Below are 19,721 nucleotides of genomic sequence, written 5' to 3'. Positions count from 1 at the left end.
CCCCTTCATCCCAGGCGGAGGAACTCCCGCAGCCGATCCAGTGGCCACGTGTTGATTACCCGGTCGGGGGTGAGCCAGCCGCGCTGCGCGGTGCCGACGCCGTACCGCATGACATCGAGGTGCGGCACGGCGTGCGCGTCGCTGTCGATCGAGAACAGCACGCCCCGGTCGGCGGCCCGCCGGACGAGGCCCGAGGGCAGGTCGAGCCGGTCGGGGAAGGAGTCGATCTCCAGCGCCGTCCCGGTGCGCACACAGGCGTCGAACACCCTCGGCCAGTCGGCGTCCACCGGCTCCCGCCTGCCGATGATCCGCGCCGTCGGATGGCCGATGATCTTCACGTACGGGTTCTCGCAGGCCCGGATCAGCCGCCGGGTCATCTCCTCGGGCGGCTGGGTGAAGTGCGAGTGCACCGAGGCCACGCACAGGTCGAACCCGGCCAGGAACTCCGGCGGCCAGTCGACCTCGCCCTCCGGGCCGATGTTGAGCTCGCACCCGTGCAGCAGCGTCATGCCGTGGCGGGCCGCGCCGAGGCGGCGGAGCCGTTCGCGCTGGTCCAGCGCCTTCTCGTCGGTCATCCGCTGCATGAAGAGGTCGGGCGCGTGGTCGGTCACCGCGTAGTAGGCGTAGCCGCGCGCCGCGGCCGCCTCGACCATCTCCTCCAGCGGCGCGAGCCCGTCGGTCAGGTCGGTGTGGGTGTGCAGGTCGCCGCGGATGTCGGCCAGGGTCACCACCGTGGGCAGCCCCCCGGCCAGCGCGGCCTCGATCTCCCCGGTGTCCTCGCGCAGCGCCGGCTCGATCCACGGCAGGCCGAGCATGCCGTACACCTCGGCCTCGTCCGCCGAGGTGATCTTCTCGCCGGTCGCCACGTCGAACACGCCGTACTCCGACAGCTTCAGCTTCCGGTGCACGGCGATCTCGCGGGTGCGGATGTTGTGCGCCTTGGAGCCGGTGAAGTACTGCAGCGCGGCTCCCCAGGAGTCCCCCGGCACCACCCGCAGGTCGACCTGGAGCCCCGCGGCCGTGCGGACCGAACTCTTCGTCTCGCCGTGCGCGATCACCTCGGTGACGTACGGCAGTGTGGTGAAGGCCGCCATCAGAGCGGCCGGATCCTCGGCCGTGGCCAGGACGTCCACGTCGCCGATCGTGTCCTTCATCCGCCGCAGCGACCCGGCGTACGCGCACCGCTCGCAGCCCGGCACGGCCTGCAGCGCGGGGACGATCTCCTCGGCGACCGCCATCGCGATCCCGATGTGCACCCGGCTGCCGGTCTTGCGCATCACCTCGATGCCGTGGAGCAGGTTCTCCTCGGTCTTCGTCCCGAAGCCGTGCAGCCCCTCCAGGGCCCCGGCGTGGATGGCGTCCTCCAGCTTCTCGATCGAGTCGACGCCCCGCTCGTGATACAGGACCATGGCCTTCTTCGGCCCGAGCGTGGGGATCGTGGTCAGCAGGCGCACCCCGGCGGGGATCTTCGTCCGCAGCTCCTCCAGCTGGTGGATCGACCCGGTCCGCAGGTATTCGTCGATCTTCGCGGCGATCGACGCGCCGACGTTCGGGATCGCCCGCAGGGCCGCCGCGTCCATGCCGTCGATCTCGTGGCCGTACCCGCCGACCGACCGGGCCGCCTTCTCGTAGACCCGCACCTTGAACGCGTCTCCCCCGGTGATCGCGATCAGGTCGGCGTACTCCTGCAGCAGCCCGGCGACGTCCTCGTTGCAGCGTCTCATCACAGGCACCCCCAGGCCAGCCTGCGACGAGCCCCGGATCCCCCTCCAGGTGCGGAGGTCCCGGCCCGGTGTGACCGAAGACCCGGGTGATTCGTACTGCTCTCAAGGCGACATCCCGCCCTGCCCTCCCGGGCCGGAAGTTGACCATAATGGCGGCCATGACGGAAGCGGCGGAGCGGGCGGAGGAGCGCGAACCCGAGTCTGCCCCGCCGCGCCCTTCCCTGCCGCGGCCCGTGCGGCTGCCTGGCCGGTTGCTCGCCCCGGCGTTCGGGCTGACCGTCCTGCTGCTGATCGCGCCGGCCGCGACCGCGGCGTCGGCGGTGCCGGCCTGGCCCGCCTGGTCCCTGGTCGCCGCCGCAGGGCTGTCGTTCGTGGGGACCGTGCTGACCGCCCGACGGGATCGCCCGGGCGTACGGCCCCTGACGGTGGCGTTCGTCGCGCTGCTCGCGGCGGTCACGGTCACGGCGGCCCTGGCCTACAGGACGGACGGATGGCAGACGCTGTTCTCTCTGCTCGCCGTGGCCGTGGCGCTCGTGCTCCCGGTCCGTGCGGCGCCCCCGCTCGTCGCCGTCACGGCCGTGCTGGCCACAATCGTCCCTGTGCACGGCTCGTTCGGCGAAGCGCTGTGGGGCGCCGCGCTGACCACCTTCCTCGCCGGGATCACGACGTACGGCTTCCGCCGGATGGGCGAGGTGATCGAGGAGCTCGGCCGGACCCGGGAGGCGCTCGCCGTCGCCGCCGTCTCGGCCGAGCGCCTGCGCTTCTCCCGTGACCTGCACGACCTGCTCGGCCACACGCTCTCGATGGTGGTCGTCAAGGCCGAGGCCGTACGGCGGCTGGCCCCCCGCGACACGGAGGCGGCCATGCGGCACGCCGCGGACATCGAGGCCATCGGGCGGCAGGCGCTGACCGAGGTGCGTGAGGCGGTCACGGGTTACCGGGACGCGAGCCTCGCCTCCGAGCTCGACAGCGCCAGGGCGGCCCTGGCCTCGGCCGGCGTCGACTGCGTGGTGAAAGAGTCGGGGCCCGCGCTGTCGCGGGAGACCGACATGCTGCTGAGCTGGGTCGTCCGGGAGGGGGTCACGAACGTCGTGCGGCACTCCGGTGCCCGGCGCTGCGTCATCACGCTGCGCCGCGACCGCGACCCGGTGCTGGTGGAGATCGGCGACGACGGGACCGGCGCTGTGACCGGCGAGGAGGACGGCAGCGGCCTGCGCGGGCTGCGCGAGCGCCTGACCGCCGCGGGCGGGCGCCTGACCGCCGTCCGCGGGCCGCGGGGGTTCGTCCTCACCGCCGAGATCCCGCACGCGGGCGTGGACGATGACGACGACCGGAAGGACGGCCTGTGACCCGTGTGCTGATCGCCGAGGACCAGACGATGATGCGCGACGCGCTCACCGTGCTGCTCGACCTGGAGGACGACTTCGAGGTCGTCGCGCAGGTCTCGGCGGCGGGCGAGATCGTTCCCACCGCGCTGCGGGTCAAGCCCGACGTGGCCCTGCTCGACATCGAGATGCCCGGCGGCAGCGGTCTCGACGCGGCCGCGGACCTGCGGGCCGCCCTTCCGGAGTGCGTGGTGGTCATCGTCACGACGTTCGGACGGCCCGGTTATCTGCGCCGGGCGCTCGACGCGGGCGCCCGGGGCTTCGTGGTCAAGGACCGGCCCGTCGGCGAACTGGCCCAGGCGATCAGGCGCGTGCTCGCGGGCGAGGTCGTGGTCGATCCCGCCCTGGCCACGGCCGCCCTCAGCGCCGGGCCGAACCCCCTGACGCCGCGCGAGCGCGAGGTGCTCGCCGCCGCCGCGGACGGCTCGGCCGCCGCCGACATCTCCCGCCGCCTCTACCTGTCGGAGAGCACCGTACGCAACCACCTGTCCGCGTGCATCACCAAGACCGGCACCCGCAACCGCATGGAGGCCGTCCGGGTCGCCCGCCACAACGGCTGGCTGTGACCCCTCGACGACCCCTCAGCGGGTGGACAGGTACTCCTCGCCGAGGGCGCGCAGGCGCGCGTGCGCGGAGCCGTACACGTCCGGGCCGTTCAGGTACGCCTTGGGCAGCTTGGCCACCATCGTGTAGTTGGTGTCGCAGACGTTGCCGACCGGGGCCTCCCCGCCCTGGCTGACGAGCTGGTAGGCGTCCAGTTCGTCGAGGCCGGTGAGGGAGGCGGTCCAGGTGACGAGGTCGTGCTGGCTGATGCGGTAGGCGTCCTCCAGCGGCCGGGCCGAGCCGGTCGACATGATGTGGCGGTCGTCCTCCAGCCGGGGCCACGGCGTGACGGCGCCCTTGATCAGCTCGACGGCGACGACGGTGTTCATCGCGGCCTCGACGGCCGTGCCGCAGACCTCGCCGTGGCCCTGGCGGCAGTGGCCGTCGCCGATCGCGAACAACGCGCCCGGCACGTTGACGCCCAGGTAGACGGTGACCCCGGCGCGCAGCTCGGGCGTGTCCATGTTGCCGCCGTGGGCGTCCGGGGTGATGGTCATCCGCGCCTCGGCGGCGGCCGGGGCGACGCCCACGGTCCCGTGCATCGGGTCGAGCGGCATCTCGACGGCGAAGTCGCCCCGCCGGGCGCGATAGCGAACGGTCCGCCGCGCGGCGTCCACCTCGTACATCCACACGGCCTCCTCCAGCGGCGGCTGGAGCGTGGCGGTGGTGTGCGTGCTCGTCAGCGCGCCGAAGTGCGGGAACGTCGTGGAGACCGCCCAGTCGCGGGCGGGCTCGATGGAGACGAAGTGGAGGGCCAGGGTGTCGCCGGGCTCGGCCCCCTCGACGTGGAACGGGCCGGTGACCGGATTCAGATACGGGAACTCGCAGACCTGCGACGGAAGGTCGCCGGGGCCGCGCACCCGGCCGCCGAAGCAGTCCTCGGTGTACAGCTCCAGCACCGCGCCGGGCGCGACGGACTCGACGGCCGGACGGCCGCCGAAGGTGTACGCGAGGTCGTCGGGACGGGGACGGTAGGACACGATGTTCACTCGTTGGCCTCCGGGGTGACGGCGGACAGGGTGGGGCGCCGGCCCATCATGTAGGAGCCGGCGAGGATGACAACGCCGATGGCCAGCCAGACGAAGCCGAGCACCTGGGCGGCGATGCTGGCGTTGATCACGACGTAGAGCAGGATCAGGAAGCCGATCGCGGGGGCCACGAGGTGCCGCCACCAGTCACGGCTGCGGTTGCGGACGACGTAGTGGACGACGACCGAGACGTGCAGGGCGAGGAACGCGGTCATCGCGCCGAAGTTGACCAGCGTGCCGAGCAGCGTGATGCCGTCGTCGCGCGAGCTCATGTACAGGCCGAGGACCAGGGACACCCCGGCCACCAGGAACGTGGCGTTGACCGGCACCTTGTGCTTGGGGTGCACCTTGCCGAGGAACGCCGGGAGCTGGCGGTCGCGGGCCATCGCGAACAGCAGGCGGGAGGTGGCCGCCTGGGCGACGAGGGAGTTCGCGAATCCCCAGGCGACGGCCGTGGCGACAGCCGTCAGCACGCCCAGCCAGTGGCCCCCGGCGTACTCCGCGATGTCGTAGAACGCGTTGTCGCCGCCGTGCGCGAGGAGATCGGCGCGGTTGGGGGCGAGCAGCGCCGCCACCCAGGTCTGCACGACGAACAGCGCGCCGGCCAGGACGAGGGCGAAGACCATCGAGCGGCCCAGGCGCCGGGTGCTCTCGCGGCTCTCCTCGGCGAGCATCGAGATGCCGTCGAACCCGAGGAACGACAGCACCGCCACGGACACGGCTCCGAACGCCAGCGGCCAGGAGAACGTGGAGGAGTCGAACAGCGGGCTGAGCGCGGCGCCGTGGCCCTTGCCCTGCGCCAGAGCGACGATCCCGACGACCAGGAAGATCGCCAGCACGATCAGCTCGGCGACCAGCATGATCTTGTTCATTCGGGCGGTCATCTCGATGCCGAGGTAGTTGACCACCGTGTTGAGCACGATGAAGGCGATCAGCCACACCCAGATCGGAACGCCGGGCACGAACGACGTCATGGCCGAGCTCGCCACGAGGTACAGCAGCGCCGGAACCAGCACGTAGTCGAGCAGGATCACCCAGCCCGCGAGGAAGCCGACCGGGGCGGCGATGCCCCGGCCCGCGTACGTGTAGACCGAGCCCGCCATCGGGAACGCGCGCGCCATCTGGGCGTACGACAGGGCGGTGAACGCCATCGCGACCATGCCGATCACGTAGGCGAGCGCCACCATCCCGCCGGACGACTTGAAGACGCTGCCGAAGATGCCGAACGGCGCGATCGGCACCATGAAGATCAAACCGTAGATGAGCAGGTCGGCGAAGCCGAGCGAGCGCCGCAGCTCCTGCTGGTAACCGAAGCGCTCGACGCCGGGCGCCGTTGACTGTGGGGAGGACATGGATCCGCTCCTAAACGCACACGGGGGCAGAGCCGTACGATAGGGGCAATCCTTGAAAACGAAAAGATTTCCGATGGAAGTTTTACATCGGGGACATCAGCGGCGTGACGACCTCGAAGTCCAGCCCGTCGGCCCGGGCGAGGTACACCCGCTGGCGCACCCGGCCGGCGACCAGCGTGAGCGGGCCGCGTCCGGAGACGATCATCGTGCCGTCGGCGACCGCCTCGACGGCGGGCACCGCCAGCGTGCCCGCGCGCCGTGCCAGCGCCGCCAGCATGAGCACGCCCTCGTAGCAGCCGTGCCCGTGCCCGTTCAGCAGCGGCGCATCCGGGCCGAACATCGCCGTGTAGCGCTCGGCCAGGGAGAGGTTGGCGTCGGTGGCGATGCCGCCGAAGTACCCCATCGCGGCGTAGAGCCCACCGGTCGTGTCGCCGCCGGCGGCGAGCAGCCCGTGCTCCTCCAGCGCGCCGCACAGCCGCGCGCACCCGAGGCCGCTGGTGGCGAAGGCCCGGTTGAACTCGATCAGGTCGCTGCCGATGAGGGTGAGCAGCACGGCGTCCGGCCGCGCCGCGGCCACCTCCGCCAGCAGCCGGTCCGTCGCGGCGGTCCCCGGCGGGACGAGCCGCTCCCCCACGACCGTCGCGGACCGGGCGCGCAGGTGGCCGCGGGCCGCGGCGTGCACCAGGCGCGGCCAGACGTAGTCGTTGCCGAGCAGGAACCAGCGCCGGGCCCGCCGGTGCCCGACCAGCCAGTCGATCGCCGGGGCGACCTGCAGCGAGGCGGGCTCGCCGAGGTAGTACACGCCCGGACGGCGGGCGCCGCCCTCGTACGGCGGGGTGTAGACGAAGGGGGCCGCGCCGCCCAGCTCCTGTTCGACCGCGACGCGCACGTCGCTGGCGTGGGTGCCGACCACCGCCTCGACGACGCCGGAGCGCACCAGGCCCCGCACCTCCGAGGCGACCGCGGCCGGGCCGCGGCCCCCGTCCACGAGCACGAGTTCGACCGGCCTGCCCAGCACACCCCCGGCGGCGTTGACCTCCCGCGCGGCGAGCACGGCACAGTTGATCGCTCCCGGCCCGAGCAGGCCGAGCACGCCGGAGACCGGCACCACCAGTGCGACGCGGAGCGTGTCCGCGGGCAGCAGATGGGCCTCATAGGAGTCGATGACGACTGTGACAGGATCGGCCACATGCACGAGTATCCCCCCGTCGAACAGGTGACCGGCCTCGGGTCGTCGCTCGCCTATCTGCTGAGCCGCGCCGAGCGCGGCGTCAATCGCGGGCTGGCCGCCGTGCTGGCCTCCGAGGACGTGACCATCGAGCAGTGGCGCATCCTGCAGGCGCTCGCGGACGGGCGCGGGCACTCGATGGGCGACCTGGCCGAGGCCGCGCTGATGCCCCACCCCACGCTGACCAAGGCGGTGGACCGCCTGGTTGAACGCGCGGTGGTCTACCGGGGGCACGACCCGGCCGACCGCCGCAAGGTCGCGGTCTTCCTCGCCGACCGGGGCCGCGATCTGCTCGCCCGCCTGGAGGCGGGCATCGCCGAGCATCAGCGGTCGATCCTCGCGGCGTACGGCCCGGCCCGCACCGAGCGGCTGATGCGCGACCTGGAGTCGCTGCTGGCCTCCCTGGAGGCCTGAGCCGGGGCGGGCGGGATTCAGCCTTGCCCGGCCGCCTTTCGCGGCGTACGTTCGACTGCGTGACCGGAATCGTCATCTCGGTCACGGCCGCGGCGGAGGGGGCGCGATGACGGATCTCGACTCCCGACCGGCGGAACCCGCCTCCACCCGGCGGGACCGCGAGCGGCGGGCCGAGCGCATCCTCGACGCCGCGGGCGAACTCCTGGTGTCCTGGGGATACCCGCGCGTCACGGTCGAGGACGTGGCCCGGCGGGCGGGTGTCGGCAAGGGCACCGTCTACCTGCATTTCAGCACGAAGGAGCTCCTCTTCCTCGCGGTGCTGATCCGCGCCGAGGCGCGCATCATCGAGCGCTTCACTCTCGGCGTGCGCGCCGATCCCGCCGCGGTCCTGCTCAGCAGCGTGGCCAGGTCGGTGTACCTGTGGATGCACGAGGAGCCGGTCTTCCGGGCGACGCTCCTCGGCGACGGCGACACCCTCGGCACGCTGAGCAGGAGCGCCGCCGAGAACCTGCCCGGCCTGCTCGACGTGCGCGACCGCGCGCTCCTGGCGCACGTCGAGGTGCTGCGCGAGCACGGCCTGGTCCGCACCGAGCAGTCCCCGGCACTCCAGGTCCACGCGTACGAGTCGATCCTGACCGGCTTCGTCACGATCGAGCCTCTGTCGCCGTCCACCGTGCCCGCCCTCGACGACAACGCGGACATGATCGCCCATGTCGTCCGCTCGGCCTTCGAGCTTCCAGGACGGTCCGAGAGCGTCCGGGCGGCGGCGCCGCGAGTGAACGAGATCTACCAGCGCCTGCTGGACCGGCTCAACCAGGAGATCCAGCGGCACAGACGCACCTGACACGTGGAGGCAGGCATGAGCACTTCCAGCACGGCAGGACCCGTCAACCTGTTCGACGCGGACCTGGTGCGCGATCCGTTCGGGGGCTACGCGCGCCTGCGGGAGCAGGCCCCGATGGTGCGCGGTTCCTTCCCCGGCCTGGACTCCCCGGTCTGGCTCGTCACGCGGTACGACGACGTCAAGACCGTGCTGAGCGACCGCCGGTTCGTCAACAACCCGGCGAACGTGCCGGGGGCGAACGTGCACAACATCCGCGAGCAGCTCATCGAGGCGCGGGGCATTCCTCGCGAGTACGCCCCGTACATCCTGGACAGCGTCCTCGACTCCGACGGCGACGACCACCTCCGGCTGCGCCGGCTGGTCTCGCGCGCCTTCACCGCCCGCCGTGTGGCCGAGCTGCGGCCCCGGGTGGAGGAGATCGCCGAGGACCTCCTCGACCGGCTGCCCGGCCACGCCGAGGACGGCGTCGCCGACCTGATCGAGCACTTCGCCTATCCCCTGCCGATCACCGTCATCTGCGAGCTGGTCGGCATCCCCGAGGAGGACCGACCGCTGTGGCGGGAGTGGGGCAGGAGCCTGGTCTCGCTCCAGCCGGGAGCGATGGCCGAGCCGCTGCGGCACATGGTGACCTACATCCGGGAGCTCATCGCCCGCCGCCGGGCCGAGCCGGCCGACGACCTGCTGACCGGCCTGATCCGCGCCCACGACGAGGACGGCGACCGGCTGACCGACACCGAGATGGTCACCATGGTCCTCACGCTCGTCCTCGCCGGGCACGAGACCACGGCCCATCTCATCGGCAACGGCACCGCCGCCCTGCTGACCCACCCGGACCAGCTCGCCGCGCTGCGGGCCGACCCGGCACTGCTGCCGCGCGCCGTGCACGAGCTGATGCGCTGGTGCGGGCCCGTCCAGGGCACCCGCATCCGGTACGCCGCCGAGGACGTCGAGTTCGACGGCATGACCGTGCGCCGGGGCGAGCCGGTGATGGCGGTGCTGGTCTCGGCGAACTACGACCCCCGGCGCTTCGACGACCCCGACCGTCTGGACATCACCCGGGAGCCCGACGGGCACAAGGAGGTCCACGTCGGCTTCGGCCACGGCCTGCACTACTGCCTGGGCGCGGCCCTCGCCCGGCAGGAGGGCGAGGTGGCCTTCGGCGCCCTGCTGCGCCGCTGTCCCGGGCTCGAACTGGCCCTCGCGCCGCGGGACCTCGACCGGCAGTTCCTCCCCTTCTCCTGGCGCCTCGCCTGCCTTCCCGTACGCCTGGGGGAGGGCGGTCAGCTCATTCAGGCAGGATGACGAGGCGTTTGGGGGCGTGGAACAGCCAGTCCTCGGTCACCTCGACGCCGGTCAGCAGGGCGGCGAGGGCCAGCCCGCGGGCGAGACCGCCGGGTGAGGCGGTTGAGTGGTCGTAGAAGCGGCACAACCACTCCTCGGGAAGCATGTCGGCCTCGGGCCGCTGCGACGACTGGAGGTAGCGGATCTCGGCGCCGTCGCGCCAGACCTCGATCGTGGTGTCCACGATCATGTTGGTGACGATGCTGACGGCCGGGCCCGGCGAGCTGAGTGGACCCCACAGCTCGTCGGCTCCGGGGTCGAAGCTGATGGCGCTGTAGACCACGACACCGGCGCTTCCCGGCGGCCGCCCCAGCCATAGCGCGGCAGCGCCGAGGGACGGGCCGACGTCCATGTACTCGTCCTCGTCCACGAGCGGGCAGCCGGCGGGGTCCAGGCCGAGCCGGTGGATGGCCGAATCCTCGTCGATGCCCGCGACGAACGCGAAGCCGTCGCCCTCGCCGCAGTAGGTCTCCCAGGAGTCGTACGCTGCGACGAGGGCGTCCGCTTCCGCCTGCCGGCGCAGCAGGCCGACGTCCCTGGCGGGAGCGCCAGGCAGGGCGGCGAACAGGTCGGCCAGCGGCCCGGTCAGCGCGATGTCCGCGGCGGAGCGGCCAGCGACGACCGGCCGCCAGGGGTCCGCGCCGGCCCGCAGCAGCGCGGCGGTCGCGTCCCGGTGTCCCCAGCAGACCGCGGTCCACAGCGGTGTCTCCCACACGCCGGACGACTCCACGTCGGCGCCGTGCGCGACGAGCACCTCGATCGCCTCCGCGACGCCCTCATAGGCGGCCTCGTGCAGGTCGTCGTCCAGCGTGCGCGGATACCCCTGGTCGCCGCCACCCTCAAGCCGGCTCCGGATGCTCTCGGGGTCGAGCCCCCGCGCGGCCAGATGCTCGGTCCTTCTGCTCACAGCTTCCCCACTCACGCACAGCCGGATGAAGATCCGATAATGCCTGGAGGCCGTCGGGCCCGCCAGGGGTGGGACGCCGGTCGACAGGTAAGATTTGGGGTCCGTGAAGTGACGACGTGGGTTTCCCGTCCGGACGAGGCCGTTGGAGCAATGCTCCGGTCTCGGTGCCGCGTATCCTTCTGGGCCTCACGAGAAACGGCATGTTCCATGACCGATCAGGCGTTCCTCGATCACGTCGCCGACCGCCTCGCCGCCCTGCCGGGCGTCCGGGCCGTCGCTCTGGGCGGCTCCCGCGTGCAGGGCACCCACACCCACGGCAGCGACTGGGACTTCGCCCTCTACTACCGCGGCCCCTTCGACCCGGCCGACCTGCGTGCCGTCGGCTGGGAGGGCGAGATCTCCGAGATCGGCGGCTGGGGCGGCGGCGTCTTCAACGGCGGCGCGTGGCTGACCATCGACGGCCACCACGCCGACGTGCACTACCGGGACCTCGACGTCGTCGAGCACGAGCTCGCCGAGGCCGAGCAGGGCCGCTTCCACTGGGAGCCGCTGATGTTCCACCTCGCGGGCATCCCCAGCTATCTGGTGGTGGCGGAGCTGGCCGTCAACCGGGTCCTGCGCGGCGCCCTGCCGCGGCCCGGCTACCCCGAGCCCCTGCGAAGGTCGGCCCCGCCCATGTGGCGCGACCGGGCGGCCATGACCCTCCGGTACGCCGGGTCCGCCTACGCCGCGCGCGGTCTGGCCGCCGAAGTCGCCGGCGCCCTCGCCACCGCCGCCATGCAGACGGCCCACGCGGTCCTCGCGGCCCGCGGTGAATGGGTCACCAACGAGAAGCGGCTGCTGGAGCGGGCCGGCCTGCGCGACGTCGACACGATCGTGGCAGCGCTACGCCCCGACCCGCACGCCCTCACCCACGCCGTCGCCGAGGCGGAGGCCCTGTTTGGGGCGGCGGTGTGATTCGGCTCCGGCGGGTACGGCGGATCAGCCCGTCGCGCCGGGAAGGCCCTGACCGGCGATCAGCGGTTCGAGGGTCAGACCCTCGTGCTCACGCTGGATGGAGCGCATGCGCCACTGGTCGGCGAACACGGCGAGCAGCGCCTGGTCGCGGCTGCGGGTCAGCACCTCCGCGCCACGCTGGCGCCGCAGCACCTCCGCGGACTCGGCGTCGGTGCGGAGGGCGAGGCTGTACTCCAGCCGGTCGAGGACGATCTCCGCGCCGAACTCGGTGGCCAGGCGTTGCTCCACGACCTCGAACTGCATGGGCCCGACCGCCGCGAGCACGGGGGCCTGGTCGCCGCGCAGGTCGGAGCGGAGCACCTGGATCACGCCCTCGCCATCGAGCTGGTCGATGCCGCGGCGGAACTGCTTGGCCTTGGCGGTGCTCCGGGACCGGGCCACCGCGAAGTGCTCGGGGGCGAAGCTGGGGATGGGCGGGAACTCCACCGGCTTCCCCTCGTAGAGGGTGTCCCCGGGCCGCAGGGCCGTGGCGTTCACCAGCCCGACCACGTCTCCCGGGTACGCCTCGTCGATGGTGGCGCGCTCCTGGCCGAACACCGACTGGGCGTACTTGGTGGCGAAGGGGCGGCCGGTGGCGGCGTGGGTGAGCACCATGCCCCGCTCGAACCGGCCGGAGCAGACCCGGACGAACGCGATGCGGTCGCGGTGGGCGGGGTCCATGTTCGCCTGCACCTTGAAGACCAGGCCGGAGAACGGCGCGTCCAGCGGCCGGACCGCGCCCTCGGCGTCGGGCCGGGGCGCCGGGGCGGGAGCGAGGTCGACGAGCACGTCCAGCAGCCGGGCCACGCCGAAGTTGGACAGCGCCGCGCCGAACAGCACGGGCGTGGACTCGTGCGCCTCGAACGCCTTCTGGTCGTGCTCGGCGCCGATGGCGGCGAGCAGGTCGGCCTCCTCCCCCGCGCGTTCCCAGTCGGCCCCGAGCTCGGCGGCGGCCTGCTCGGGGGTCAGCTCGGTCTCCAGCGCCTTGGTGGCGCCGCCGGGGGTGCGGGTGTAGCGGACCGCGCGGCCCCGCAGCCGGTCGACCACGCCGTGGAAGTTCCCGGCCCCGCCGATCGGCCAGGTGACCGGGGTGGGACGCAGGCCCGTACGCTCCTCGATCTCGTCGAGCAGTTCCAGCGGCTCGCGGCCCGGCCGGTCCCACTTGTTCACGAACGTGATGACGGGGATGCGGCGGTGGCGGCAGACCTCGAACAGCTTCATGGTCTGCGGCTCCATGCCCTTGGCCGCGTCGAGCAGCATGACCGCGCAGTCGACCGCGGCCAGCACGCGGTAGGTGTCCTCGGAGAAGTCCGCGTGGCCGGGAGTGTCCACCAGGTTGAACACGTGGCCGCGGTAGTCGAAGCGCAGCGCGGCCGAGGTGATGGAGATGCCGCGGGCCCGCTCCATCTCCATCCAGTCGGACGTCACGCCCCGCCGGCCGGCCTTGCCGTGCACGGCTCCCGCCTGGGTGATCGCCGAGGCGTGCAGGGCGAGCGCCTCGGTCATCGTGGACTTTCCGGCGTCCGGGTGGCTGATCACCGCGAACGTGCGGCGCCTGGCCGCCTCACTCGTGGCGGTGCTCATCGCCGCAGCCCCCTGTCGGCGCGGGCGCGGGTCGTCGTGGTGCGGTCGTGCGTGCAGGCCATCCGTGCTCCCAAACAGCATGAGGACGGTTGAGGTTACCGCGCCGGACGCTCCACCCCGAATCGGCGGGCGCACGCGGCAGCGAAGGCCGCGCCGTCCGGGTGCCTCGGAACCCTCTCACCCGGCGGCGCCGGCGACCATGCCGCCGATCCGTCGCGCGACCGAGTGGATGACGGCGGTGTCGCGGCGCACGCGGGCGAGCAGGAGGGCTCCCTGCAGCGAGGACAGCACCAGGTCGGCGAGCGCCTCGGCCTCGGCCTCGTCCACGCCGTGCCCGTGCAGACAGTCGGCCAGGCCACCCAGCCAGGAGGCGTACGCCTCGTCACAGGCCGACCGGATGGGTTCGCTGTCGCCCGCGGCCTCCAGGGCGACCGTGGCCACCGGGCAGCCCTCCTGGAATCCCGACTCCTCCAGGTTATGGGCGAGCAGGTCGCCGATCCGGGCGACGGCCTCGGCGGGACCGGGGGCTGCGGCCACCGCGGCGGCGATCCGCTCGCCGAGCTCGCCGCCCGCGACCGCCACCGCCTCGGCGGCCAGTTGCTCCTTGCCGTCGGGGAAGTGGAAGTACAGCGAGCCCTTGGGCGCCCGGCTCTCCGCCAGCACCTGGTTGAGGCCGGTGGCGTTGTAGCCCTGCCGCTGGAAGAGCCCGGCGGCCGTGCGCAGGACCCGCTCGCGCGTGTCGTTCCTTCGGATCACGCCGCGACATTAGACCGGTCTACATACTTCTGTCCAACGGCGCCCGGTCCTCCCCCACGAGCTGTTCGCCGAGGCCGGTGCGCCGGTAGCGCAGCCGCCGGCCGTCCCGTTCGCCGGTCACCAACCCGGCGTCCCTGAGCGTGGTCAGATGGTGCGAGGCGGTCGCCGGAGCCAGCCGGAGGGCGGCGGCCACCTCTCCCGTGCTGGACGGTCGGGCCAGCAGGACGAGCACGGCCGCGCGGGTCGGGCCGAGCAGGGCGGCCAGCGCCTCCGGCGGCTCGACCGGCACCGGCGGGTCCCACAGCCGGCCGTGGCCGCCCGGCGCGTACCACAGGGCCCGCCCTGACGGTGTGTCGGTCATCGTGTACACGTGCGGGCCGGTGAATCCGGTCGGCAGCAGGGTGAGCGGATGCCCGTCCAGGCCGAACTCTCCGTCCTTGTCGTACGCCAGCCGCAGCGCCCCGCCGTCCCAGTCGAGGCGCGGGTGCAGGTCCGTGAGCAGCGCCCGCGGCCCCCGCTCCGCCGCGAGCAGCCCGCGGCGGGTCAGCTCGCCTTCAGCCAGCGCGCGCAGCCGCGGCCAGCTCGGCGCGATCGCCGCCGAGAAGTAGCGACGGATCTCCCGCACCGTCACGGCCAGCGCACCCGCGGGGTCGATCGAGAAGCGCTCGACCTCCGGCGGCGCGCGGTGCCCGGCCCAGGCCCGTTCCACCTCGGCCGCGGCCCGGTCGAACGGGGTGGCGGCCACCACCCGCAGCTCCTGCTCCAGGGTCGGGCGGGTGATGGGCGGCGCCGGGGTGAGGAAGTCCGGCACGTAACCGGTGGGCCCCGGGACCAGCGGACGGAGCGTGGTCAAGTCTCGCAGCAGCGGCTCGGCCCGAGCCCGCCAGGACGCGGGGACCAGGCGCGCCGAGCGGGAGCGCAACGCGAGGCAACTGGCCACGACCTCCGCCATCGGGCTGTGCGCGAACCTGAGCCGCAGCAGGTCGGCGGGGGCGAACTCGATCCGGATCACCCGTCCATTCGAGCACGCTCGAACGGTTAACGGGATGCGCCCCCCGGTTCCTACGGTCGGCGCATGGAATACACCCGTTTGGGGCGGACCGGTCTCCTCGTCAGCCGGATCTGCCTCGGCACCATGAACTTCGGCTGGCAGATCGGCGAGGCCGAGAGCCATGCGATCCTCGACCGGGCGCACGCCGACGGCGTGAACTTCGTCGACACCGCGAACATGTACGGCCGGGAGACCGGCGACGGCCTGAGCGAGCAGTTCATCGGCCGGTGGTTCGGCAAGACCGGCCAGCGGGACCGGATCGTGCTGGCCACGAAGGTGTACGCGCCGATGACCGACTGGCCGAACGACGGCGGACTGTCGGCCCGGCACATCATCGCCGCCTGTGAGGCGTCGCTGCGTCGCCTGCGGACCGACTGGATCGACCTCTACCAGATGCACCACGTGCAGCGGGACACGCCGTGGGAGGAGATCTGGCAGGCCATGGAGACACTGGTGGTCCAGGGCAAGGTGCGGTACGCCGGGTCGTCCAATTTCGCCGGCTGGCACCTCGCCCGCGCGCAGGCCGCGGCCGACCGGAGGAACTTCCTCGGCCTGGTCTCCGAACAGTGCAAGTACAACCTGCTCACCCGGCACGTCGAGCTGGAGGTGCTGCCCGCCGCGAGCGAGCTGGGGATCGGGATCCTGCCCTACTCGCCGCTGCACTTCGGCGCGCTGTCCGGGGCGCTGCGCAAGCAGCGCGAAGGCGCGGCCGGTCGCAGCGTCCTGCACGCCCCGGAACGGGTCGAGCCGCACCGGACGGCGATCGAGGGCTACGAGAAGCTCTGCGCCGACATCGGCGAGGAGCCCACCACGGTCGCGCTCGCCTGGCTGCTGTCGCGGCCCGGAGTGACCGCCCCGGTCATCGGGCCGCGTACGCCGGGGCAGCTCGACCTGCCGCTGACGGCGCTGCGCACCGAGTTGTCCGCCGAGACCCTCACTCGGCTGGACGAGCTGTTCCCGCCTGTCGGCAACGGCGGCCCCGGCCCCGAGGCATGGGCGTGGTGATCCCCACCCCGTGAGTCTCATCCGGCCGCGTACGCGGGGGCGGCGGCCGGACGACCGTCACCCGCCTGCAACTCCAACTTATTAGCTCGGTCAGTTGCTCCCTGCGGAGGAGGGGTGAAAGAATTGAAACAAGTTTTCGAATTGATTGAGGAGGGCGAGATGGATCTGTTCGATCCGGACCCTGATCGCCCTCATCGTGCGAATAACACCGACGACGGCTGGTGGGACCGGTTGACCGCCGACTCGCCGTTGTGGTCTGCCGACGGCTCGTCCGCCCGCGCGCACTTCCCGATCACCGACCTCGACCCGCCGCAGCACACGAGCGCGAACACCAGCGACGGCGCGCCCCGTGCCGCTCGGGACAGGGGCCGGTCGTCGTGGGTGCTGGTGGGGTCGTTGCGGGAGTCGGCGCAGGCGTTGGCGTTGACGCCGCTTCCCGAGGATGCGGATGTCTGCCTTTCTGAGGCGGAGGATTTGCTGTTCGCGCGGGACCGGATCACCTGCGCGCTGGCCGATCGGGTGGGGCGCGTGCATGCCGCTGGGCGGGCCAAGCAGCATGGGCATGCCTCCACCCGCAGCTGGCTGCGTACCGCCGCCGGGATGAGCGTCGGCGGTGCGGGCCGTCTGCTGACGTTGGCGGTGGAGCTGGCGCGTCTGCCGCGGGTGCGGGAGAAGTTCGCCGCCGGGCAGTTGGCGGCGGGGGTGGTGGAGGCGATCTGCGCCGCCACCTCGAACCTGTCTGGTGAGCATGCCGGTGTGGCCGAGCCGATCCTGCTGGAGTTGGCGGGCAAGGCGGGCGCGGCGGAGGTGGCCAAGGCCGGGCGTTATCTGCGGGCGGTGCTGGACCCTGATGGGGAGGACCGTGATGAGCGGGCCGAGTACGGGCGGCGGTTCCTTCGGGTGCGTCCCGGGCGGGGCGGCGGCCTGGAAGGGGAGTTCTCCCTGCCGCGTGAGGCGGCAGCCCGGCTACGGGCCCTGCTGGACGCCTACGCCAAACCCCGAGCGGAAGGCGACGACCGCCCACTGAGCGTGCGCCAGGCCGATGCCCTCATCGCCCTGCTGGAACAGAAGATCGCCACCGAACTCCTCGTCCTGGTCAACGCCGAATCCCTCCCCACCGACCCCGAGGCGGACGCCGGTGCGGAGAGCGATGCCCCTGCCGCAAGCGCCGACCGTGCCACCACCGGTCCCCGCGATGAGGAGGCTCGCCACCCCGGACCCGACGAGCGGCGGGCCGGTGAGCGGCGGGCCGGTGAGCGGCGGGCCGGTGAGTGCGAGCCGCGTGACACCGCGAGCGCCGCCTCTGCCGAGGGCGACGACACCCCGCCTGTAAAGGGCGAAGACCGCGACCGTGCCGGGGCACAAACCGGGGCAACGCACGCCAGGCGGCGCGGGTCAGCATGGCCTGCTGACGGTGGCCGGCCTTCACACGCAGCGCCTTCGAACACAACACCCTCGAACACAGCACCCCCGCCCACAGCGCCCTCGAACACGGCACCTTCCGGCACAGCGCCCGCTCAAGCAGCCCGGCCCGATCCTCCTCCCGAGGACAACTCCGCACATCACATCCACGCCGGGCCTCGGCCTGCGAGGGAGTACCCGCGTGGGCAGGACACGGCATCGGCCGGAGAGCCGCCGGAGGCACTGTCCGGCACGGCGCCGGGGGCGCTGTTCGGGGCGCCGCCGGGGGCATTGCTGGGGACGGAGTTGGGGACGGTGCCGGGGTTGTTGCTGGCCACCGGGCAGATGCTGCCCGTCACCAGCGTGCACCGCCTCGCCCGCACCAGCACCCTCATGCGGCTGGTCATGGACGCCCAGGGACAAGTGCTCGACATGGGCCGCAAAGTCCGCCTGGCCACCCCTGCCCAACGCAGGGCCGTCTTCGCCCGCTACGCCACCTGCTGGATCGACGGCTGCCCACTCCCCGCCACCATGTGCCAGATCGACCACGCCGACAACTGGAGCACCGGCGGCCTCACCGACCTGAAACTCCTCGGACCCGCCTGCCAATTCCACAACCGCGACCGCTACCAGCACCCCCACCACTACACCCGCCGCCAAACCGGCACCGACCGCTGGACCTTCACCTACGAGCGGCCCCGGCCCAGGTGAGCGTGCACCGGCTGCTGGACGCCGCAAGGTCGGCGCTGCTGCAAGAGCGACTACGAGAGCGGCCGAGCCGCGCCGACCACGAAGGACTCCAGCCGGTGCAGCAGCGCGGCCATCTCGCCCTCGGGCAGGCGGGTGGTGTCGGCGCTCAGCTCCACCCCGAGCGTGCCCTTCCAGCGCATCAGTGCCACGCAGAAGTCGCAGCTGCGCTTGTCCGTGCCGGGGAGCCACTCCAGCTCCGACTCCCCGTCCGCGCTACCGGCGCCAGCCGGGTCCTCGCCTGGGCGCAGGTCGTTGAAGCAGCACGACGGGAACAGGGGGACGCCCCGGTCGGCGCTCATCCGGTCGATCATCGCGTTCAGGGCCAGCGAATCGAAACGAGCCCGCCGGTAGGACGCGAGAACCGACGGATAGGCGCTCACGAGCGTCTCGGGAAGGCTCGCGCAGGGCCCCAGGGTGAACAACCCCAACTGGTTCAGGCTGGTGACCAGGTCCCGGCTCCGGTCATTGAAGCGGTTGTGCACGATCGGGGTGATCGCGGCGACCTCGTGTCCGGTCAGCTCGCGCAGCAGCATGGCGACCGCCACCAGCAAGACGGTGGCGGTGCTGACGCCGGCGCGGCGGGCGAGCACCTGGGCGGCGTGGTTGAGCCGGGGCGACGACAGCACTGCCCGCGCGTATCGCGGCGACGCGCCCGCTCCGACCGTTTTCGGGAACATGGCGGACGGCACCGTGCGGAGAAGCGCCTCCCACTGCGCGATGGCCCGGTCCGAACGGGCCGACGCCGCCTCCTCATCCCGCACGAGGTCGAGCAGCTGCGACGGCGGCGGCCCTGCGATCGACCCGCGGAGCAGCAGCATCCGCAGGTCGCGCACCACGACGTCGGCCGCGCGCCAGTCCGCGACGGCGTGGCTGAGCACGAGCGCCACGTGAGTGGCGGCGCCGTCGCAGATCACGAGACCGACGCGCAGCGGCTGCTCTCCGTCGCCGAAGGATCGACCGGCCAAGCGGGCGACGAGGTCCGCCGCGGCGCCGTCCGCGGCGCCGCGAGCCACCTCGACCGTCTCGATCGGCAGAGTCCCGGCCGCCGCCACCTCCTGGTACGGCCCCGCCGCGCCGAGCCGCACCAGCGATCGCAGGGCGTCGTGCCGGCCGATCACCTCCGCCAGGGCGGACGCCACAGCCCGGGGGCTGCGCGGGCCGCCCGCGCCCGGGACGGTGAGGAGCCGGGGCACGTTGAAATAGTGCGCGCTGTCCGGCCCCACCCTTCGGATGGCCTCCCAGATGTCCCGCTGTCCCCACGCGAGCTCCGCCGTTCCCGAACGATTGGAGGCGAAGTCCACAGAAAGCCGCATGGCTCTCCTTCACGAGTGGGGCGGGCGAACGTGGAAACG

At 72.6% G+C, this 19,721-nt stretch carries 17 protein-coding genes; 8 read left to right on the top strand and 9 right to left on the bottom strand.

Features of this window, described 5'->3' with window-relative positions:
* Positions 1-5 precede the first annotated feature (5 nt).
* Positions 6-1,724 carry a DNA polymerase/3'-5' exonuclease PolX gene (gene polX / locus BXA11_RS09265; protein ID WP_076434309.1) on the bottom strand — a complete coding sequence of 573 codons (1,719 nt, stop codon included), beginning with the start codon at positions 1,722-1,724 and terminating at the stop codon, positions 6-8.
* A 158-nt stretch (positions 1,725-1,882) separates the two neighbouring features.
* Here polX and BXA11_RS09260 point away from each other — a divergent pair, with 158 nt between their 5' ends.
* On the top strand, positions 1,883-3,073 hold the full coding sequence (locus BXA11_RS09260; RefSeq protein WP_143734165.1) for a sensor histidine kinase: 1,191 nt from the start codon (positions 1,883-1,885) through the stop codon (positions 3,071-3,073).
* On the top strand, positions 3,070-3,675 hold the full coding sequence (locus BXA11_RS09255) for a response regulator transcription factor (protein WP_030507990.1): 606 nt from the start codon (positions 3,070-3,072) through the stop codon (positions 3,673-3,675). Before BXA11_RS09260 ends, BXA11_RS09255 begins: the two co-directional genes overlap by 4 nt.
* A gap of 15 nt (positions 3,676-3,690) precedes the next feature.
* Here BXA11_RS09255 and BXA11_RS09250 read toward each other — a convergent pair whose 3' ends face one another.
* The 3 genes from BXA11_RS09250 to BXA11_RS09240 form a co-directional block, all read right to left on the bottom strand.
* Complete coding sequence (locus tag BXA11_RS09250) at positions 3,691-4,692, bottom strand: acetamidase/formamidase family protein (protein ID WP_239105326.1); 1,002 nt, start codon at positions 4,690-4,692, stop codon at positions 3,691-3,693.
* 5 nt (positions 4,693-4,697) lie between these two features.
* Complete coding sequence (locus BXA11_RS09245; RefSeq protein WP_076434139.1) at positions 4,698-6,092, bottom strand: APC family permease; 1,395 nt, start codon at positions 6,090-6,092, stop codon at positions 4,698-4,700.
* Between the two features lie 82 nt (positions 6,093-6,174).
* Positions 6,175-7,281, bottom strand: a complete 1,107-nt coding sequence (locus BXA11_RS09240; RefSeq protein WP_076434138.1) for a substrate-binding domain-containing protein — start codon at positions 7,279-7,281, stop codon at positions 6,175-6,177.
* Here BXA11_RS09240 and BXA11_RS09235 point away from each other — a divergent pair, their 5' ends adjacent.
* From BXA11_RS09235 to BXA11_RS09225, 3 genes are all read left to right on the top strand, one after another.
* Complete coding sequence (locus BXA11_RS09235; protein ID WP_076434137.1) at positions 7,282-7,734, top strand: MarR family winged helix-turn-helix transcriptional regulator; 453 nt, start codon at positions 7,282-7,284, stop codon at positions 7,732-7,734.
* A 106-nt stretch (positions 7,735-7,840) separates the two neighbouring features.
* The gene (locus tag BXA11_RS09230) at positions 7,841-8,578 is read left to right on the top strand and encodes a TetR/AcrR family transcriptional regulator (RefSeq protein WP_076434136.1); all 738 of its coding nucleotides are present in this window, start codon (positions 7,841-7,843) and stop codon (positions 8,576-8,578) included.
* A gap of 15 nt (positions 8,579-8,593) precedes the next feature.
* Positions 8,594-9,880 carry a cytochrome P450 family protein gene (locus BXA11_RS09225; RefSeq protein ID WP_076434135.1) on the top strand — a complete coding sequence of 429 codons (1,287 nt, stop codon included), beginning with the start codon at positions 8,594-8,596 and terminating at the stop codon, positions 9,878-9,880.
* Here BXA11_RS09225 and BXA11_RS09220 read toward each other — a convergent pair.
* Positions 9,864-10,826 carry an ankyrin repeat domain-containing protein gene (locus BXA11_RS09220; RefSeq protein WP_076434134.1) on the bottom strand — a complete coding sequence of 321 codons (963 nt, stop codon included), beginning with the start codon at positions 10,824-10,826 and terminating at the stop codon, positions 9,864-9,866. The two genes, BXA11_RS09225 and BXA11_RS09220, sit on opposite strands and share 17 nt — an antisense overlap.
* Before the next feature lie 207 nt (positions 10,827-11,033).
* Here BXA11_RS09220 and BXA11_RS09215 point away from each other — a divergent pair, with 207 nt between their 5' ends.
* Positions 11,034-11,783 carry a nucleotidyltransferase domain-containing protein gene (locus BXA11_RS09215; RefSeq protein WP_076434133.1) on the top strand — a complete coding sequence of 250 codons (750 nt, stop codon included), beginning with the start codon at positions 11,034-11,036 and terminating at the stop codon, positions 11,781-11,783.
* A 24-nt stretch (positions 11,784-11,807) separates the two neighbouring features.
* Here BXA11_RS09215 and BXA11_RS09210 read toward each other — a convergent pair whose 3' ends face one another.
* The 3 genes from BXA11_RS09210 to BXA11_RS09200 all read right to left on the bottom strand — a co-directional run bounded on the left by BXA11_RS09210 (position 11,808) and on the right by BXA11_RS09200 (position 15,174).
* Positions 11,808-13,406 carry a peptide chain release factor 3 gene (locus BXA11_RS09210; protein WP_076434132.1) on the bottom strand — a complete coding sequence of 533 codons (1,599 nt, stop codon included), beginning with the start codon at positions 13,404-13,406 and terminating at the stop codon, positions 11,808-11,810.
* Between the two features lie 177 nt (positions 13,407-13,583).
* Positions 13,584-14,162, bottom strand: a complete 579-nt coding sequence (locus tag BXA11_RS09205; RefSeq protein WP_076434131.1) for a TetR/AcrR family transcriptional regulator — start codon at positions 14,160-14,162, stop codon at positions 13,584-13,586.
* Positions 14,163-14,181: 19 nt separating this feature from the next.
* Positions 14,182-15,174, bottom strand: a complete 993-nt coding sequence (locus tag BXA11_RS09200) for an ArsR/SmtB family transcription factor (protein WP_076434130.1) — start codon at positions 15,172-15,174, stop codon at positions 14,182-14,184.
* Positions 15,175-15,237: 63 nt separating this feature from the next.
* Between BXA11_RS09200 and BXA11_RS09195 the strand changes: the two genes are divergently transcribed.
* Positions 15,238-16,218, top strand: coding sequence for an aldo/keto reductase (locus BXA11_RS09195; RefSeq protein ID WP_076434129.1), 981 nt, complete (start codon positions 15,238-15,240; stop codon positions 16,216-16,218).
* A gap of 159 nt (positions 16,219-16,377) precedes the next feature.
* Positions 16,378-18,330 (top strand): HNH endonuclease signature motif containing protein, encoded by a 1,953-nt coding sequence (locus tag BXA11_RS09190; protein WP_143734164.1) that lies wholly within the window; start codon positions 16,378-16,380, stop codon positions 18,328-18,330.
* 50 nt (positions 18,331-18,380) lie between these two features.
* Here the strand turns inward: BXA11_RS09190 and BXA11_RS09185 are convergent, their stop codons facing one another.
* Positions 18,381-19,682, bottom strand: coding sequence for a condensation domain-containing protein (locus BXA11_RS09185; protein WP_083744085.1), 1,302 nt, complete (start codon positions 19,680-19,682; stop codon positions 18,381-18,383).
* Positions 19,683-19,721: the final 39 nt, after the last annotated feature.

The organism is Microbispora rosea (assembly GCF_900156315.1).
GTDB lineage: Bacteria > Actinomycetota > Actinomycetes > Streptosporangiales > Streptosporangiaceae > Microbispora > Microbispora rosea.
The sequence above is the reverse complement of the archived record's forward strand: the minus strand, read 5'-3'. Positions and strand labels throughout refer to the sequence as shown.

What these genes read in the sequence shown, in the direction of transcription:
- polX (WP_076434309.1), bottom strand. Translation starts at nt 1,724, where the DNA reads ATGAGACGCTGCAACGAGGACGTCGCCGGGCTGCTGCAGGAGTACGCC.
- BXA11_RS09260 (WP_143734165.1), top strand. Translation starts at nt 1,883, where the DNA reads ATGACGGAAGCGGCGGAGCGGGCGGAGGAGCGCGAACCCGAGTCTGCC.
- BXA11_RS09245 (WP_076434139.1), bottom strand. Translation starts at nt 6,092, where the DNA reads ATGTCCTCCCCACAGTCAACGGCGCCCGGCGTCGAGCGCTTCGGTTAC.
- BXA11_RS09235 (WP_076434137.1), top strand. Translation starts at nt 7,282, where the DNA reads ATGCACGAGTATCCCCCCGTCGAACAGGTGACCGGCCTCGGGTCGTCG.
- BXA11_RS09230 (WP_076434136.1), top strand. Translation starts at nt 7,841, where the DNA reads ATGACGGATCTCGACTCCCGACCGGCGGAACCCGCCTCCACCCGGCGG.
- BXA11_RS09225 (WP_076434135.1), top strand. Translation starts at nt 8,594, where the DNA reads ATGAGCACTTCCAGCACGGCAGGACCCGTCAACCTGTTCGACGCGGAC.
- BXA11_RS09215 (WP_076434133.1), top strand. Translation starts at nt 11,034, where the DNA reads ATGACCGATCAGGCGTTCCTCGATCACGTCGCCGACCGCCTCGCCGCC.
- BXA11_RS09210 (WP_076434132.1), bottom strand. Translation starts at nt 13,406, where the DNA reads ATGAGCACCGCCACGAGTGAGGCGGCCAGGCGCCGCACGTTCGCGGTG.
- BXA11_RS09195 (WP_076434129.1), top strand. Translation starts at nt 15,238, where the DNA reads ATGGAATACACCCGTTTGGGGCGGACCGGTCTCCTCGTCAGCCGGATC.
- BXA11_RS09190 (WP_143734164.1), top strand. Translation starts at nt 16,378, where the DNA reads ATGGATCTGTTCGATCCGGACCCTGATCGCCCTCATCGTGCGAATAAC.
- BXA11_RS09185 (WP_083744085.1), bottom strand. Translation starts at nt 19,682, where the DNA reads ATGCGGCTTTCTGTGGACTTCGCCTCCAATCGTTCGGGAACGGCGGAG.